This window comes from Chryseobacterium artocarpi (genome assembly GCF_001684975.1).
Taxonomy (GTDB): domain Bacteria; phylum Bacteroidota; class Bacteroidia; order Flavobacteriales; family Weeksellaceae; genus Chryseobacterium; species Chryseobacterium artocarpi.
This window is the reverse complement of record NZ_MAYH01000045.1, coordinates 189,089-203,085: the sequence shown is the minus strand read 5'-3', so window position 1 is coordinate 203,085 and position 13,997 is coordinate 189,089. Positions and strand designations below refer to the sequence as shown.

Annotated in this window: 17 protein-coding genes; 15 read left to right on the top strand and 2 right to left on the bottom strand. The window is 35.6% G+C overall.

What is annotated here, in order from left to right:
* The first annotated feature begins 74 nt into the window (after positions 1-74).
* The 4 genes from BBI01_RS22870 (at position 75) to BBI01_RS22860 (ending at position 916) form a co-directional block, all read left to right on the top strand.
* Positions 75-230 carry a hypothetical protein gene (locus tag BBI01_RS22870; protein WP_165602264.1) on the top strand — a complete coding sequence of 52 codons (156 nt, stop codon included), beginning with the start codon at positions 75-77 and terminating at the stop codon, positions 228-230.
* Positions 231-269: 39 nt separating this feature from the next.
* Positions 270-425 (top strand): hypothetical protein, encoded by a 156-nt coding sequence (locus BBI01_RS22865; protein ID WP_165602263.1) that lies wholly within the window; start codon positions 270-272, stop codon positions 423-425.
* A gap of 149 nt (positions 426-574) precedes the next feature.
* On the top strand, positions 575-739 hold the full coding sequence (locus BBI01_RS22575) for a bacteriocin (protein WP_123862157.1): 165 nt from the start codon (positions 575-577) through the stop codon (positions 737-739).
* Between the two features lie 21 nt (positions 740-760).
* A complete protein-coding gene (locus BBI01_RS22860; protein WP_165602262.1) occupies positions 761-916 on the top strand; it encodes a hypothetical protein in 156 nt (51 codons plus the stop codon).
* Between the two features lie 40 nt (positions 917-956).
* Here the strand turns inward: BBI01_RS22860 and mutS are convergent, their stop codons facing one another.
* Entirely contained in the window at positions 957-3,545 is a 2,589-nt protein-coding gene (mutS, locus tag BBI01_RS15730) for a DNA mismatch repair protein MutS (RefSeq protein WP_065395597.1), read from the bottom strand.
* A gap of 125 nt (positions 3,546-3,670) precedes the next feature.
* On the opposite strand from mutS, the gene BBI01_RS15725 reads away from it, so the two are divergent.
* On the top strand, positions 3,671-4,201 hold the full coding sequence (locus BBI01_RS15725; protein WP_065395596.1) for a GNAT family N-acetyltransferase: 531 nt from the start codon (positions 3,671-3,673) through the stop codon (positions 4,199-4,201).
* A gap of 102 nt (positions 4,202-4,303) precedes the next feature.
* Here BBI01_RS15725 and BBI01_RS15720 read toward each other — a convergent pair whose 3' ends face one another.
* Positions 4,304-5,179: a cupin-like domain-containing protein gene (locus BBI01_RS15720; protein ID WP_065395984.1), complete on the bottom strand. Its 876-nt coding sequence runs from the start codon at positions 5,177-5,179 to the stop codon at positions 4,304-4,306.
* Positions 5,180-5,413: 234 nt separating this feature from the next.
* Here BBI01_RS15720 and BBI01_RS15715 point away from each other — a divergent pair, with 234 nt between their 5' ends.
* The 10 genes from BBI01_RS15715 to BBI01_RS15670 all read left to right on the top strand — a co-directional run bounded on the left by BBI01_RS15715 (position 5,414) and on the right by BBI01_RS15670 (position 13,987).
* Positions 5,414-6,310, top strand: coding sequence for a bestrophin family protein (locus BBI01_RS15715; protein ID WP_228394020.1), 897 nt, complete (start codon positions 5,414-5,416; stop codon positions 6,308-6,310).
* A 205-nt stretch (positions 6,311-6,515) separates the two neighbouring features.
* Positions 6,516-7,046, top strand: a complete 531-nt coding sequence (locus BBI01_RS15710; protein WP_065395594.1) for an RNA methyltransferase — start codon at positions 6,516-6,518, stop codon at positions 7,044-7,046.
* 187 nt (positions 7,047-7,233) lie between these two features.
* Positions 7,234-7,887, top strand: a complete 654-nt coding sequence (locus BBI01_RS15705; RefSeq protein WP_065395593.1) for a CBS domain-containing protein — start codon at positions 7,234-7,236, stop codon at positions 7,885-7,887.
* Position 7,888: 1 nt separating this feature from the next.
* Positions 7,889-8,755, top strand: a complete 867-nt coding sequence (locus BBI01_RS15700; RefSeq protein WP_065395592.1) for an NAD kinase — start codon at positions 7,889-7,891, stop codon at positions 8,753-8,755.
* 69 nt (positions 8,756-8,824) lie between these two features.
* Positions 8,825-9,895, top strand: coding sequence for a class II fructose-bisphosphate aldolase (fbaA, locus tag BBI01_RS15695; protein WP_065395591.1), 1,071 nt, complete (start codon positions 8,825-8,827; stop codon positions 9,893-9,895).
* 90 nt (positions 9,896-9,985) lie between these two features.
* The gene (gene accD / locus BBI01_RS15690; protein WP_065395590.1) at positions 9,986-10,840 is read left to right on the top strand and encodes an acetyl-CoA carboxylase, carboxyltransferase subunit beta; all 855 of its coding nucleotides are present in this window, start codon (positions 9,986-9,988) and stop codon (positions 10,838-10,840) included.
* A 54-nt stretch (positions 10,841-10,894) separates the two neighbouring features.
* Positions 10,895-11,404 (top strand): DUF6973 domain-containing protein, encoded by a 510-nt coding sequence (locus BBI01_RS15685; protein WP_065395589.1) that lies wholly within the window; start codon positions 10,895-10,897, stop codon positions 11,402-11,404.
* 315 nt (positions 11,405-11,719) lie between these two features.
* Positions 11,720-13,123, top strand: coding sequence for a nucleoside recognition domain-containing protein (locus BBI01_RS15680; RefSeq protein ID WP_065395588.1), 1,404 nt, complete (start codon positions 11,720-11,722; stop codon positions 13,121-13,123).
* Between the two features lie 48 nt (positions 13,124-13,171).
* The gene (locus BBI01_RS15675) at positions 13,172-13,537 is read left to right on the top strand and encodes a four helix bundle protein (RefSeq protein ID WP_065395587.1); all 366 of its coding nucleotides are present in this window, start codon (positions 13,172-13,174) and stop codon (positions 13,535-13,537) included.
* 57 nt (positions 13,538-13,594) lie between these two features.
* Positions 13,595-13,987, top strand: a complete 393-nt coding sequence (locus BBI01_RS15670) for a hypothetical protein (protein WP_065395586.1) — start codon at positions 13,595-13,597, stop codon at positions 13,985-13,987.
* Positions 13,988-13,997 lie beyond the last annotated feature (10 nt).

The window sequence follows — 13,997 nt, the reverse complement described above, 5'->3', positions numbered from 1 at the left end:
ACTGTTAAACTTTTCACCAATTATAGATTTATTAAAACTTTCTTGTATATTCGTATAAACTAAATAAAAAAATCATGAAAAATTCAGAGAACAAAAAAAGAAAATTGACAAAAACAGAATTAAAAGAAATTAATGGTGGTGCTGGTATAAGATGCCGTGCTGGTTTCTGCATAGCGGATTCAGGATTGCTTGAGCCGGGTCTTATCGGAGAAGGCGGACGTTGCTGCTAATCCAACATCATAAAATCTCAAATTTAAAACCAAATTATTATGAGAAAATCAAACATTCAAAAGAAAAAACTGACTAAAAAAGAGTTGAAAGAAGTCAACGGTAGTGGTAGACTTTGCTTTGAAGGATTCTGTCGTACAGGAGAATTTGAAGAATGGCAACTTGGTGCCGGCGACAAAAACGGATATTGCTGCTAGTAAATAACGATATAGAAAATGGTTGAAGAGTAATCTTCAATCATTTTTGTTTTTACAGCAAATCCAACATTACATCAAGCAACACAAAATCCAACATTACAATAAATTACGTTTATAAAACATACCTCATTCACCAAATTAAAATTATTATGAAAAAATCAGACACACAAAAAAGAAAGCTTACTAAAAATGAGCTGAAAGAGATCAGTGGCGGATTCAGACCTGTCTGCCCAAGAGTAATAAGCTGTACAGACCGCTATACTGGCGAAGAACGCTCAGGGGTTCCCGGCATCCAGGATGGACTTTGCTGTTAATAACAACCTAACCAAAGCAATATGAAAAACAATATTCAAAAAAGAAAGCTCACGAAGGCTGAGTTAAAAGAGATTAACGGAGGTGCTGCCAACTGTGCAGAAGGTTTATGCAAACTCAGAGGAGTAAGTCATTTTCTTATCATCGGACCGAGAGGTAAAGATGGTTATTGTTGCTAATTACATGTTTTTAAACCCTATAAAAAGAAAAATGATTGGATTATCCTCCAATCATTTTTTTTATCGTATTCAGCTTCATCAAAGCTTCGATAGGCGTTAAAGTATTAATATCTATCTTCTTTAATTCTTCACGGATATTTTCTAAAACCGGATCATCCAATTGAAAGAAAGAAAGCTGCATATTCTCTTCAGTCACTCTTTTGATATTCTCTGATGTACCTCCATCCTGCGTTCTGCTCGCTTCAAGCGTTTTAAGGATTTCATTTGCTCTGTTCACTACTTTTGAAGGCATTCCCGCCAGCTTCGCCACATGGATACCAAAACTGTGTTCACTACCCCCCGGAACAAGCTTTCTCATAAAAATGATATTCCCTTTATTTTCCTGAATAGAAACATGGAAATTTTTCACTCGTTCAAAGTTCACAGTCATTTCATTCAGCTCATGATAATGTGTGGCAAATAAAGTTTTTGCCTGAGTAGTATGCTGATGAAGATATTCTGCGATAGCCCATGCAATCGAAACTCCGTCATAAGTAGAAGTTCCACGTCCAATTTCATCCAGAAGAATAAGGCTTCGTTCTGAAATATTGTTCAAAATATTCGCGGCTTCATTCATTTCTACCATAAAAGTAGATTCTCCTGCAGAAATATTATCGGTAGCTCCTACTCTAGTAAAGATCTTATCCAAAAGTCCGATTTCCGCATGTTTAGCAGGAACGAAACTTCCAATCTGAGCCAAAAGACAAACAATTGCAGTCTGACGCAGAATCGCTGATTTACCCGCCATGTTAGGACCTGTAACCATGATAATCTGTTGAGAGTCTTTATCCAGGAAAATATCGTTCGGTATATACTTTTCTCCCAAGGGAAGAGCATTTTCGATGATGGGGTGTCTTGCTTCTTTCAGATCAATTGCATAACCATCATTCAGGATAGGTTTTGTATAGCTTTCTGAAACCGCCAGTTCTGATAGACCGGCTGCAACGTCCAGTTGTGCAATGATATTTGAGTTCCCTTGAATCTGATCTATATAAACCATTGTTTCTGAACATACATTTCTATAAAGCTCATTTTCAAGAACACCTATTTTTTCCTCAGCACCCAGAATCTGGTTTTCGTATTCTTTTAATTCCTCGGTAATGTATCGCTCTGCATTCACAAGGGTTTGTTTTCTTACCCAATCTGAAGGCACTTTATCTTTATGTGTATTTCGGACTTCAATATAATATCCGAAAACGTTATTAAAATCAATTTTAAGGCTTGTGATTCCTGTTCTTTCGATCTCTCTCTGGCACATTTCATCCAAAAATCCACGTCCTTTGCTCTGAAGATTTCTCAATCTGTCTAATTCTTCCGATACCCCGTCTTTAATAACATTTCCTTTGGCAATACTCACCGGAAGCTCTTCATTAAGACGATTTTGTAAGAAATTAATCAGTTCTTCAAGGTCAAATAATGGCTCAAGCCAAGCCAAAACATCAGCATGAGGATGCAATAAAGCTTTGATTTTATGAATATTGATCAAGCTTTGGCGAAGATACCCTAATTCTTTTGGAGAAATTTTTTCTGCAGCAAGTTTCCCCATTAAACGATCAAGGTCAGAAATAGACTTTAATAATTGTCCGATTTCATATTTCAGGTGATCATTTTCGTTAAGGAAATCAATCAGGGAAAGTCTTCTGGAAATTTCGTCCACAGATTTTAAAGGAAGAATAATTCTTCTTCTCAATAATCTTCCTCCCATAGGAGTAGATGTTTTATCGATAATATCCAGTAAAGATTTTCCTTGTGGATTGCTTGGATAAACGATCTCAAGGTTTCTCAACGTAAAATTATCCATCATCAGGTAATCTTCCTGTGGAATAACCTGAAGCCTTGTAATATGCGAAAGTAAATTATGATGTGTATCTTCAACCAGATAGGCAAAAATAGCTCCGGCAGCAGTGATAGCCAATGGAAGATTTTCCACTCCAAACCCTTTTAAAGAATTTGTTTTAAAATGGCTGGTCAGTTTTTCGTAGGCAAAATTGTATTGAAAAGCCCAATCTTCAAGTTTAAAGGCATTTTTATTCTTGATTTGTTCCGGAATCTGTACGCTTCTCTGGAAAATAATCTCGCTCGGATCAAAGGTATTGACAATATGCAAGAGCTTTTCAAGGTTTCCTTCGCTTACCAAAAATTCTCCTGTTGAAATATCAACTAAAGCAATTCCATATTTTTCCTTCTCTTTGTGTAAGGAAAGTAAGAAGTTATTTTTCTTGGAATTTAAAACCTGATCATTGAATGTTACTCCCGGTGTTACCAGTTCTGTAACTCCTCTTTTCACAATTCCTTTCACCATTTTCGGGTCTTCAAGCTGATCACAGATCGCGACTCTCATCCCGGCTCTTACCAGCTTCGGAAGATAGGAGTCTATGGAATGATGCGGAAATCCTGCAAGCTCTACACTTCCTTCACCATTATTTCTTTTGGTAAGAACGATACCCAATATTTGAGATGTTCTCACTGCATCCTGCCCAAAAGTTTCATAAAAATCTCCTACTCTGAATAGTAAAAGTGCATCAGGATATTTTGCCTTGATGGTGTTGTACTGAGTCATTAACGGAGTTTCCTTCTTCGATTTTGCCATATTAAAAAATGAGCTCCAAATTTAGAAAAATAAATTCAGGGTTGGGGAATTGTTTGCCGGTTTTATCCTTAAATAAACTTTTCCCTATCAGGAATTAATCGTATTTTCACCATAAAATCAAATCCATGGAATTTCCTGTTTTACAAACTGAAAGGCTTATTTTACGACAGCTTACGCTAAACGATACTGAAGATCTTTTTGAGTATTTTTCGCAAGATAAAGTAATGGAATATTATGACCTTGAAACTTTCAAAACATCCGAAGATGCACAGCAAATCATCCAACACTTCAATAAAGAGTTTGAAAAAGGAAAAGGATTCCGCTGGGCATTAGAATTAAAATCGGAAAAAAAAGTGATTGGTACATGTGGCTATCACAATTGGTTTCCTGAACATTTCAGAGCGGAAATAGGATACGAATTGAACCCTCTTTTCTGGCAGAAATCCTATATGAAAGAAGCTATTCTTCCTATTCTTACATTTGGTTTTGAAAGTATGAGATTACATCGGGTAGATGCTTTTATTGATCCAGCCAATATTTCCTCCGAAAAACTTTTAACCTCATTAAACTTCCAGGAAGAAGGAACTTTAAAGGATTATTTTTTTGAAAAAGGCAAATTTGTAGATGCTACAATTTTCGGACTCATTAATAGGTAAATTTAACGCTAAAAAGCAAAGACAATCAATATTGATTCTTCATATTCTTTGTGCACAAAGACGTTTCAATTAGCGTTTTCCTGTTAAAATGATTACCCCCTATCATTCTGATTTCAAATACTTTTCCAAAGCCTCTGTGCTTTTTTTATAAGCCCATTTTTGTTTATAATTTATCCACTTCGCTTTAAAAAGTTTACGCATCAGCTTATCTGTGTATCTCATAATAAAAACGTGATACAGCATATTAGCAAAAACTGATGGCTTATTGGGCAAAGCTCTTAATGATAATGAAAAACCAGGTTCAAGATATCTGTTGAAATGCCAGAATGCCCCAGGAATAAAAAGAGCATCCCCATGTTCCATGAAAATTTCATAACCTTTTGCGTATTGGAGTGCCGGGAATTTTTCATAGTCGGGATTTTCATAATCCAGATCGTAAATGGTATGTACAGAGAGAGGAACTTTGTATAAGAACGGAGACTGCTCCTGATCAAATAATAAAATTCTCTTTTTTCCCTCAAAATGAATATGCATAAAGTCACCAAGATCTACATCATAATGCATCAGAACATGTGCATCACTTCCACCGAAAAATAAAGTAGGAAGTCTTTTGAAAAACTTCATTCCCAGATCAGGATATGTAAAGTTTTTAAGTAATTCCGGAAGTCTGTCTGTAATGATGTAGAAAAAAATACGAAGATCTGAGGGTTTGCTTTTTATCGTATCAATATAATCCTTCATCTTCATATTAGCTACCGGAGCATCCGAACTTTTAGCAGCATCTGCAGGTTTATTGTCATACAACGGAACTTCCTGATCGCCCGCTTTCTCACGGATATAAGCAAGATTCCATTTATCAAAAGCATCCCAGCGGCTTGCAAAATTCTTAATGAGAAGCGGCTTCTGCTTCTTGAAATAACTCTTCTGAAAATCTTCTTTACTGATATCATTGACTACATCTACGTTTTCGAGGATCATGTATTTTGTATTTAATGTGAAATAAAAATAATATTTTTTTTGAAAACAGCGAAAATTAAGACAAAAAGCATGGAAGTTGGAAGAAAGAGGCAGGAAATTACTATTTGTATATAAACCTCTATGCATCATTTCATAAAAATCTTTTTATGAAAAACCTAAATTTATTTTTCGGTTTCAATAGCTTCCCTCTTCAAGTTTCAGGCTTCCCTACTTTATTCTGAAAAATTTATATTTGTGGTATTAAGTGAATTTATGAGAGCCTACAATACCAAACATTTCCTTAAAATACTGTTCAGTTTACACAAAAGTGATACCCTGAAAATCCTGTTTCCAAGCATGATCATGGTAGGACTTTATTCGTGGGGAATTCAATATTTAGAAGTAGAATATTTTCACCTTACAGCAAAGTCCGGAATCAGTAATGTTGGAATGATTCATTCTTTGCTTGGTTTTGTGCTTTCCTTGCTTCTTGTTTTCAGGACCAATACGGCATATGACAGATGGTGGGAAGGAAGAAAACTTTGGGGAAAACTGGTGAATGACACCCGAAATTTTGCCATAAAAATCAATACTATTCTTGGAGAAAACCGTCAGGATACAGAACAGATTGCAAGGTATTTAAAATATTTCCCTCACTTTTTAGCTAAACACCTTTCTAAGGAATCTACACGACTTGCTTTGGATGAAGACTATTCTGAGATTGAGAAAACATTAAAGAACCACGGACCGAGTGAAATTATCATTCTCCTGACCCACAAGCTTAATCAATTAAAAAAAGAAGGAAAAATCACAGAGGTTGAAATGTTGTATTTGGATACTCAACTTTCCGGATTTCTTGAAGTATGTGGCGGCTGTGAAAGAATTAAGAATACACCTATTCCCTATTCTTACTCATCATTTATTAAGAAATTCATTATTCTTTATGTATTTGCTCTTCCCATTGCTTACGTAATCACTATTGGCCTTTTCATGATTCCTCTTACGGTTTTTGTATACTATGTTTTAATGAGTCTTGAGCTTATTGCTGAAGAAATAGAGGATCCATTTAACAACGATGAGAATGATATTCCAATGGAAACATTAGCTCAGAATATTGAGAAAAACGTTCATCAGATTATGAGCAAAAAATAAAATTCCATAGAAACAAAAGGAATTATTTTTTCTTAGAATATTTTGAGCTTAAGTATAAGTATTTTACTACTTTTGATATAATATTACATAAAACCAACTTGCCATTGAAAAACGAAATGGCAACAGAACCTATATCGTGAAAACGGAAACATTGAAAAAACAGAGGTCTACAAAGACGGAAAATTAATCTCAACAAAATAATACATTGGTACAGAAACTAAAATTGGAAGAACTTAACAGAATAGATGTAGAAACATTTAAGAAAGTTGAAAAAATTCCGTTGGTCATCATTTTAGACAATATCAGAAGTATGCACAACGTAGGTGCGGCCTTCAGAACGGCAGATGCCTTTTTAATTGAAAAGATCATTCTTTGCGGAATTACACCGCAACCACCCCATCGTGAAATTCACAAAGCAGCATTAGGAGCTACGGAAAGTGTAGACTGGTATCATGAAGCAGATACAAACACTGCAATTTCAGATCTGAAAAGCAAAGGTTATGAGATTATAGGAATCGAGCAGACTACCAGCAGCGAGCTGATCACCGATTTCGCTATTGACAGATCAAAAAAATATGCTCTTATTTTAGGAAATGAAGTAGAAGGAATCAGTGATGAAGTACTGCCCAATATTGATGTATTTTTGGAAATTCCACAGCTTGGAACAAAGCATTCCCTTAACGTAAGTGTATGCGCGGGAATTGTGATGTGGGAATTTGCAAAAGCCCTAAAATAAAAAAACTGCATATGTCATTAGTAGACAGTGCAGTTTGAAATAAATCTAATAAAAAGTAAAAATGAAAGGCGACAAAGGTACCTTTTTTTTCTTTACAAACAAATTTTGAAGTCACTTTTTTTATTTAAACTCAAAAAAAGTCGTGTTTTCAGAAACAGTTTCATTTAATTTTTTATAAATTAGCACAATGTTTATCAAGGACTATATCTCAAAAGATTTCCCATGTTTTAGCCTGTCGGATTCAATAGAATCGGCAAGAAATACATTGGAGGACTTCGGATATTCTCATGTTTTCATCAAAAAATCCCATCATTTTTACGGAGCACTTGCCAAAGACTTCCTGTATGAAGAAGATGGAGGAACTTTGAAGGATCTTGAGCATCAGATTGAGCGATTTGCCATTCTGGAAGATAATAATATCATGGATAGTATCCGCCTGTTTTATACTTTCAATTCTAATGTGATCCCAGTGATCAATAAGAATGAAAAATATCTCGGCTATATTACCTGTGAAGACATTTTCCAGGACCTTTCCCGTTATCCTTTATTTTCAGAATCCGGAGCTATTCTTACTGTAGAAACTCCTGCCAGAAAATATTCCATGACGGAAATCGCGAATATTGTTGAAGGTAACAATTCTAAGTTTTATGGTGGTTTTATAAGCTTTATGTCTGATGAAGTCATTCATGTTACCATAAAGATCGGCAATGAAAATCTAGCCTCGATAGACGCAACTTTTGAACGGTATGATTACAGAATTGTAGAAAAATACTATTCTGATGAGAGAACCGATCTGTTTAAGGACCGATTCGGTTTTTTCCAAAAATTCATAGAAATATAACATGAAGGCAGCTATCTATTCTCAGAAAAAAGATCTTGATACTTTTTTATATTTAAGCAAGTTTATCTCTGAACTTGAAACCAGAGGTGTAAAATCTGTTCTGTACGATGAAATGGCTGAAGCCCTTCAGTTTTCGAAAATATTCGAAACTTTCAATAATAAACAGGACCTTATAGACAAAGAAGTAGACCTGTTCTTTACCTTTGGTGGAGACGGAACTATTGTAAATTCTTTAACGTTTATTGAAGATCTTGAGATTCCTGTAGTTGGTGTCAACACCGGAAGACTTGGATTTTTAGCATTTTTCACAAAAGAAGAAGCTTTTAAAGAGCTTGATTCTATTTTAAAAGGTGATGTAAAAACCAGCCGTCGTTCAGTAATCGAAGTAGTTTCTCCAAACCTGGAAGGATTTTTTCCTTACGCATTGAATGATGTAACCGTTTCCAGAAAAGAAACAACATCTATGATCACAGTAGATTCTTATATCAACAATGAGTTTCTAAATGTGTTCTGGGGAGACGGAGTTATTATTTCAACACCTACAGGTTCTACAGCTTATTCTTTAAGTTGTGGAGGTCCTATCATTTCGCCCAATAACGAAAACTTCGTCATCACTCCTATCGCACCTCACAACCTGAACGTGAGGCCTTTAGTGGTAAATGACAAGGTAGAAATAAAGTTCAGAGTTGAAAGCCGTGTTTCACAATACTCACTTTCGTTAGACTCCAGACTTATTCATATTGAAACAGATAAGGAAATTATTATCAGGAAAGCAGACTTTCAGCTTCTTCTGGTACAGCCCAACAATTTGAGTTTCTACGAAACCATCCGTCAGAAGCTACTTTGGGGACGCGACAAAAGAAATTAATGATTTCTTAAAAATGATTACCTTTACACGAAATTAAACACCTAATAAATTTATAATAAAAAGTAAAACATGAGCAGAATTTTTCCGGCAGGAGTTGCCACAGGTCAGTTAGTTACTGATATTTTTCAGTATGCTAAAGAAAACAAATTTGCATTACCGGCAGTAAACGTAATTGGATCAAGCAACGTAAATGCTACAATGGAAACTGCAGCGAAATTAAACTCTCCTGTAATTATTCAGTTTTCAAACGGAGGTGCTGCTTTCAATGCAGGGAAAGGATTAAGCAATGACGGACAAAAGTCTGCAATCTTAGGAGCTATCGCAGGAGCAAAACACATTCACACTCTTGCAGAAGCTTACGGAGCAACTGTAATTCTTCACACAGACCACTGTGCAAAGAAATTACTTCCTTGGATCGATGGATTAATGGATGCTAACGAAGAATTTTTCAAGCAGACAGGAAAATCTCTTTACTCTTCTCACATGCTGGATCTTTCTGAAGAATCTTTAGAAGAAAACCTTGAGATTTCAGCTAAATATTTCGAAAGAATGGCTAAGCTTCAGATGACTCTTGAAGTAGAAATCGGGGTAACTGGTGGTGAAGAAGATGGTGTTGACAACTCAGACGTTGATAACTCTAAACTATATACTCAACCTGAAGACGTAGCGTATACTTATGAAAAACTAAAAGCTATTTCTGATAACTTTACTATTGCAGCGGCATTTGGTAACGTACACGGAGTTTACAAGCCAGGAAACGTGGTTCTTACACCGAAAATCCTTGATAACTCTCAGAAATATGTTCAGGAGAAATTCGGAACAGCTGATAAGCCAATCAACTTTGTATTCCACGGAGGTTCAGGATCTACTTTGGAAGAAATCAGAGAGGCAATTGACTATGGAGTAATCAAAATGAATATTGATACTGACCTTCAGTTTGCATATACAGAAGGTGTTAGAGATTATATGGTTAACAATGTTGAATATTTAAGAACTCAAATCGGAAACCCTGAAGGAGAAGAAAAACCTAACAAGAAATTCTATGACCCAAGAGTTTGGGTAAGAAAAGGTGAAGATACTTTCTCTACAAGATTGGTACAAGCATTTGAAGATTTAAATAACGTAAATACTTTAAAATAAGAACTGTACATTTGTATCAATATAAAAAGTATTCCTAAAGAGTGCATTTACATTGATACATTTTACATTTATACATTAATACAATTAAAAATGGCATTCGACTGGTTTAAAAGAAAAGCAAAAAACATTACCACTTCTACTGATGAGAAAAAGGACGTTCCCAAAGGTCTTTGGCATCAGACTCCATCCGGAAAAGTTGTGGAACATGATGAATTAAAGAGAAATAACTATGTTTCTCCTGAAGATGGGTTTCATGTGAGAATAGGAAGTGCTGAATTTTTTGACATCCTTTTTGACGGTGGTAAATTTACCGAACTGGATGCCAATGTTGAAAGTATTGATATCTTAAACTTTAAGGATACAAAACCTTATAAAGACCGTTTAAAAGAAGTAAAAGCAAAAACTAAGCTTACAGACTCCATCAGAAATGCTGTAGGAACTGTAAAAGGAACTGAAATGGTAGTTTCTTGTATGGACTTTGCTTTTATTGGCGGATCTTTAGGTTCTGTAATGGGTGAAAAGATCAAAAGAGCTATTGATTACTGTATTAAGCACAAACTTCCGTATATGATCATTTGTCAGTCCGGAGGAGCAAGAATGCAGGAAGCTACTTACTCTTTGATGCAGTTGGCTAAAGTACAGGCTAAACTGGCTCAGCTTTCAGAAGCGGGACTTTTATACATTGCTTACCTTTGTGACCCGACTTTTGGTGGAATTACAGCATCTTTCGCGATGACTGCTGATATCATCATGGCAGAGCCGGGAGCTCTTATCGGTTTTGCGGGACCAAGAGTTATCCGTGAAACGATCGGTAGAGACTTACCTGAAGGATTCCAGACTTCTGAATTCTTACAGGAAAAAGGATTTGTTGACTTTATTGTGAAGAGAACAGAAATTCAGGATACTGTTGCTAAAACTGTTAATTTATTAGCCGTAAAAGCATAGCACCTGTAACAAAAACAATACAATCTCTCTCTAATTGGGGAGAGATTTTTATTTATGAGAACTTTTAAGATTTTTTTCAATACCATCAGAAGTATGAGCTTTAAAAAGATCATGCGTCTTTTGTCGTTGGTTCTTCCCCATCCTCTATTTGCCATACTGAGTTTTCATGCTACCGTAAAAGCATTCACGATTGCACAGACAAAATTCCCTGCAACAGCCTCCAATAACGGAATTGGAAATGCTTTCAGACATGCTCTCTGGTGCTGCTTTATTATGATGTATTGCTGTAAAATTTCCTCACCTGAAAAAGCATTAGACTTCTGCAAAAGAATGACGGATCTTCACGAAGAATTGTTTCCTAATAAACCTCTGGAAACTAAAATGGATCTTCACAACAATAAGCTTGGCATGGATTATTTTATGGAGCTTTTACCCGGAATCCACCGTCAATTCTTTGAAAAAAGCTTTTTTGTAGATGGATTAGTCAAAAAAATGGATGATGCTAAAGTCTTAAAAAATCTGGATGATGATTTTGAAGGATATCTTGTTTATTTAGAAGACTAAGTATATTTTCTTTAACGCTAAGAATACGCAAAGGTGTTATAAAACTTTATGCATATTTTTTGAGTGCAAAGGCATTTCATTCAGCAACGTGCTCTAATTAGTGTTCTTTGCTAAGTGCTAACGCCGCTGCGAACGGAAAATCTACATCATAAAATAAATCATTGCGAACATTGCGTTAAAACAAATGATTTTCAAAAGCTTGAGACTATTATCAACAGAATTCACGTCACTACTCAAAAACTTAAATGCTTAATTCTTTTGTAGCTTTTGTGGTTTAAAGTATTTTTGATAAGTTTAAACAATTAAATCAATCAAATGGTTCTCAGCAGAATTTGGTCGGCATTCATTATCATTGCCATTGCCATTGCCAGTATAAAATACATTTCATCAAGTCATTACAAAACCATATTCAATGATATGGTTGTTGGAAAAGGTGGTGATACGGTGAAGATCGCGACTCAACCGATGAACGCCCTCTCTCCTGTTGTGAAGGACAGTCTGATGAAGAAAAATGATTTTGCAGACAGCAGAATTCACTATAAAACAGATTCTTTAAAACAAAATGTAGCAGTTTACCGTGTACAGGAAGCAGATGGTGTTATCGGAACTTCAGAAACTGCGGTAAAAATATGTCTTGGGCTAATTGGAATCATGACCTTATTCATGGGATTCATGAGTATTGCGGAAAAAGCAGGCGGAATTAATCTTTTAAGTCGATTGATTCAACCTTTTTTCTCAAAATTATTTCCAGACATTCCAAAAAATCATCCGGCTTTCGGGCATATGCTGATGAACTTCAGTGCCAACCTTCTGGGATTGGATAATGCTGCTACTCCGTTCGGATTAAAAGCAATGGAAAGCCTGCAGACTTTAAACCCTAATAAAGATACCGCCAGTAATTCACAGATCATGTTCCTGTGTCTTCACGCGGGCGGAATGACACTTATTCCAGTATCTATCATTGCTATCAGAGCATCAATGGGTTCTAAAACACCCACAGATATTTTTCTGCCTTGTATGATTGCCACTTTTGCCGCAACACTGGCAGCGATGATCATTGTATCCCTTTATCAGAAGATCAATCTTCTTCGTCCGGTTGTTATTGCTTATGTAGGAGGAATTTCAGCGATTATCGGATTACTGGTAGTTTATTTGGTACAGTTAAGCAAAGACGAACTTGATGACTTCAGTAAGGTATTAAGTAACGGGCTTATTCTCTTTATTTTTCTTGCCATTGTACTTGGAGCTGTTTATAAAAAGATCAACGTTTTTGATGCCTTTATTGAAGGTGCTAAAGAAGGCTTTACTACCTGTGTAAAGATTATTCCTTATCTGGTTGGAATGCTGATCGCTATTTCATTATTGAGAACATCAGGTGTTTTTGATGTTATTATTGACGGAATGAAATGGATCGCCAATGTTGCTCATCTGGATCCAAGATTTGTAGATGGTCTTCCAACTGCGCTCATTAAACCTTTATCCGGTTCAGGAGCCAGAGGAATGATGGTAGACACTATGGCAACTTTCGGGGCAGATAGTTTTCAGGGTAAGCTGGCTGCAGTACTTCAAGGAAGCTCAGATACGACGTTTTATGTCATTGCAGTATATTTTGGAGCTGTAGCTGTTAAAAATACAAGATACACGGTAATTGCTATGCTTCTTGCCGATTTAGTGGGTATTATTACTTCTATTGCGTTGGCTTATTTATTCTTTGCTTAATTTAGTTTCTGGTTGTCAGTTGCTAGTTTTTACCACTAAAAATGATATATGAGCTACAACAAACTTGATATTTACAATATTGCTTTTGAATTGTTTATTGAAACACATCAACTGTCACTGCAACTACCAAAATATGAACTATATGAACTTGGCAGTCAATTAAGGCGCTCAGCAGACTCAGTTGTTACAAATATTGCAGAAGGCTATGGAAGAAATAACTATAAAGGAGATTTTGTTAAATTCCTGACGTACTCTCAGGCAAGTTGTGATGAAACTGTATGTCACTTATCAAAAATCACAAGGCTTTACCCAGAATTGAGCTCAAAATTTAAAGAGAAATCTGAACAATACAATCTATTAGGAGGAAAAATAAATAACTTTATAAAATACGTTCAGCTAAATTGGCGTACATAACCCAATAACTAGCAACTAGCAACTAGCAACTAGCAACTAGCAACAAAATTACCCATTATGATTACAGATAAAGAATTTACATTAAGACTTATACGCCAGCTAAGCCAGGCATTGGAAAAGCTTATCCTGGATAAACCGGAAGAAAGTTTAATGCAGAAAGAGCTGGATTTTGATACTTTAATGAGAGATATTTTCAAAATGAATTTCACAGAAGTGTCCTCAATGTCTAAGGAAGAGATGATTGCTCTTGTAAATGAAAGACAGGAAAGAGACCGTAAAGACTATTATGAAATGCTTGGTAATCTCTTTTACTTCAAGAGCAGAGAAGCACAAGATAAAGACTTTCAGGATAAGGCAAAAACGTTTTATGAACTGTATCTCCAGACCAGTGGCATATTTGCGCTTCCGATCATCAATAGAATCACCGAATTAAAAAAAGCACTTGAATAAAGTGCTTTTA

What these genes read in the sequence shown, in the direction of transcription:
- BBI01_RS15720 (WP_065395984.1), bottom strand. Translation starts at nt 5,179, where the DNA reads ATGATCCTCGAAAACGTAGATGTAGTCAATGATATCAGTAAAGAAGAT.
- BBI01_RS15685 (WP_065395589.1), top strand. Translation starts at nt 10,895, where the DNA reads ATGAGAACTTTTAAGATTTTTTTCAATACCATCAGAAGTATGAGCTTT.
- BBI01_RS22575 (WP_123862157.1), top strand. Translation starts at nt 575, where the DNA reads ATGAAAAAATCAGACACACAAAAAAGAAAGCTTACTAAAAATGAGCTG.
- BBI01_RS15680 (WP_065395588.1), top strand. Translation starts at nt 11,720, where the DNA reads ATGGTTCTCAGCAGAATTTGGTCGGCATTCATTATCATTGCCATTGCC.
- BBI01_RS15705 (WP_065395593.1), top strand. Translation starts at nt 7,234, where the DNA reads ATGTTTATCAAGGACTATATCTCAAAAGATTTCCCATGTTTTAGCCTG.
- fbaA (WP_065395591.1), top strand. Translation starts at nt 8,825, where the DNA reads ATGAGCAGAATTTTTCCGGCAGGAGTTGCCACAGGTCAGTTAGTTACT.
- BBI01_RS15725 (WP_065395596.1), top strand. Translation starts at nt 3,671, where the DNA reads ATGGAATTTCCTGTTTTACAAACTGAAAGGCTTATTTTACGACAGCTT.
- BBI01_RS15675 (WP_065395587.1), top strand. Translation starts at nt 13,172, where the DNA reads ATGAGCTACAACAAACTTGATATTTACAATATTGCTTTTGAATTGTTT.
- BBI01_RS15700 (WP_065395592.1), top strand. Translation starts at nt 7,889, where the DNA reads ATGAAGGCAGCTATCTATTCTCAGAAAAAAGATCTTGATACTTTTTTA.
- BBI01_RS22870 (WP_165602264.1), top strand. Translation starts at nt 75, where the DNA reads ATGAAAAATTCAGAGAACAAAAAAAGAAAATTGACAAAAACAGAATTA.
- accD (WP_065395590.1), top strand. Translation starts at nt 9,986, where the DNA reads ATGGCATTCGACTGGTTTAAAAGAAAAGCAAAAAACATTACCACTTCT.
- BBI01_RS22865 (WP_165602263.1), top strand. Translation starts at nt 270, where the DNA reads ATGAGAAAATCAAACATTCAAAAGAAAAAACTGACTAAAAAAGAGTTG.
- mutS (WP_065395597.1), bottom strand. Translation starts at nt 3,545, where the DNA reads ATGGCAAAATCGAAGAAGGAAACTCCGTTAATGACTCAGTACAACACC.
- BBI01_RS22860 (WP_165602262.1), top strand. Translation starts at nt 761, where the DNA reads ATGAAAAACAATATTCAAAAAAGAAAGCTCACGAAGGCTGAGTTAAAA.
- BBI01_RS15670 (WP_065395586.1), top strand. Translation starts at nt 13,595, where the DNA reads ATGATTACAGATAAAGAATTTACATTAAGACTTATACGCCAGCTAAGC.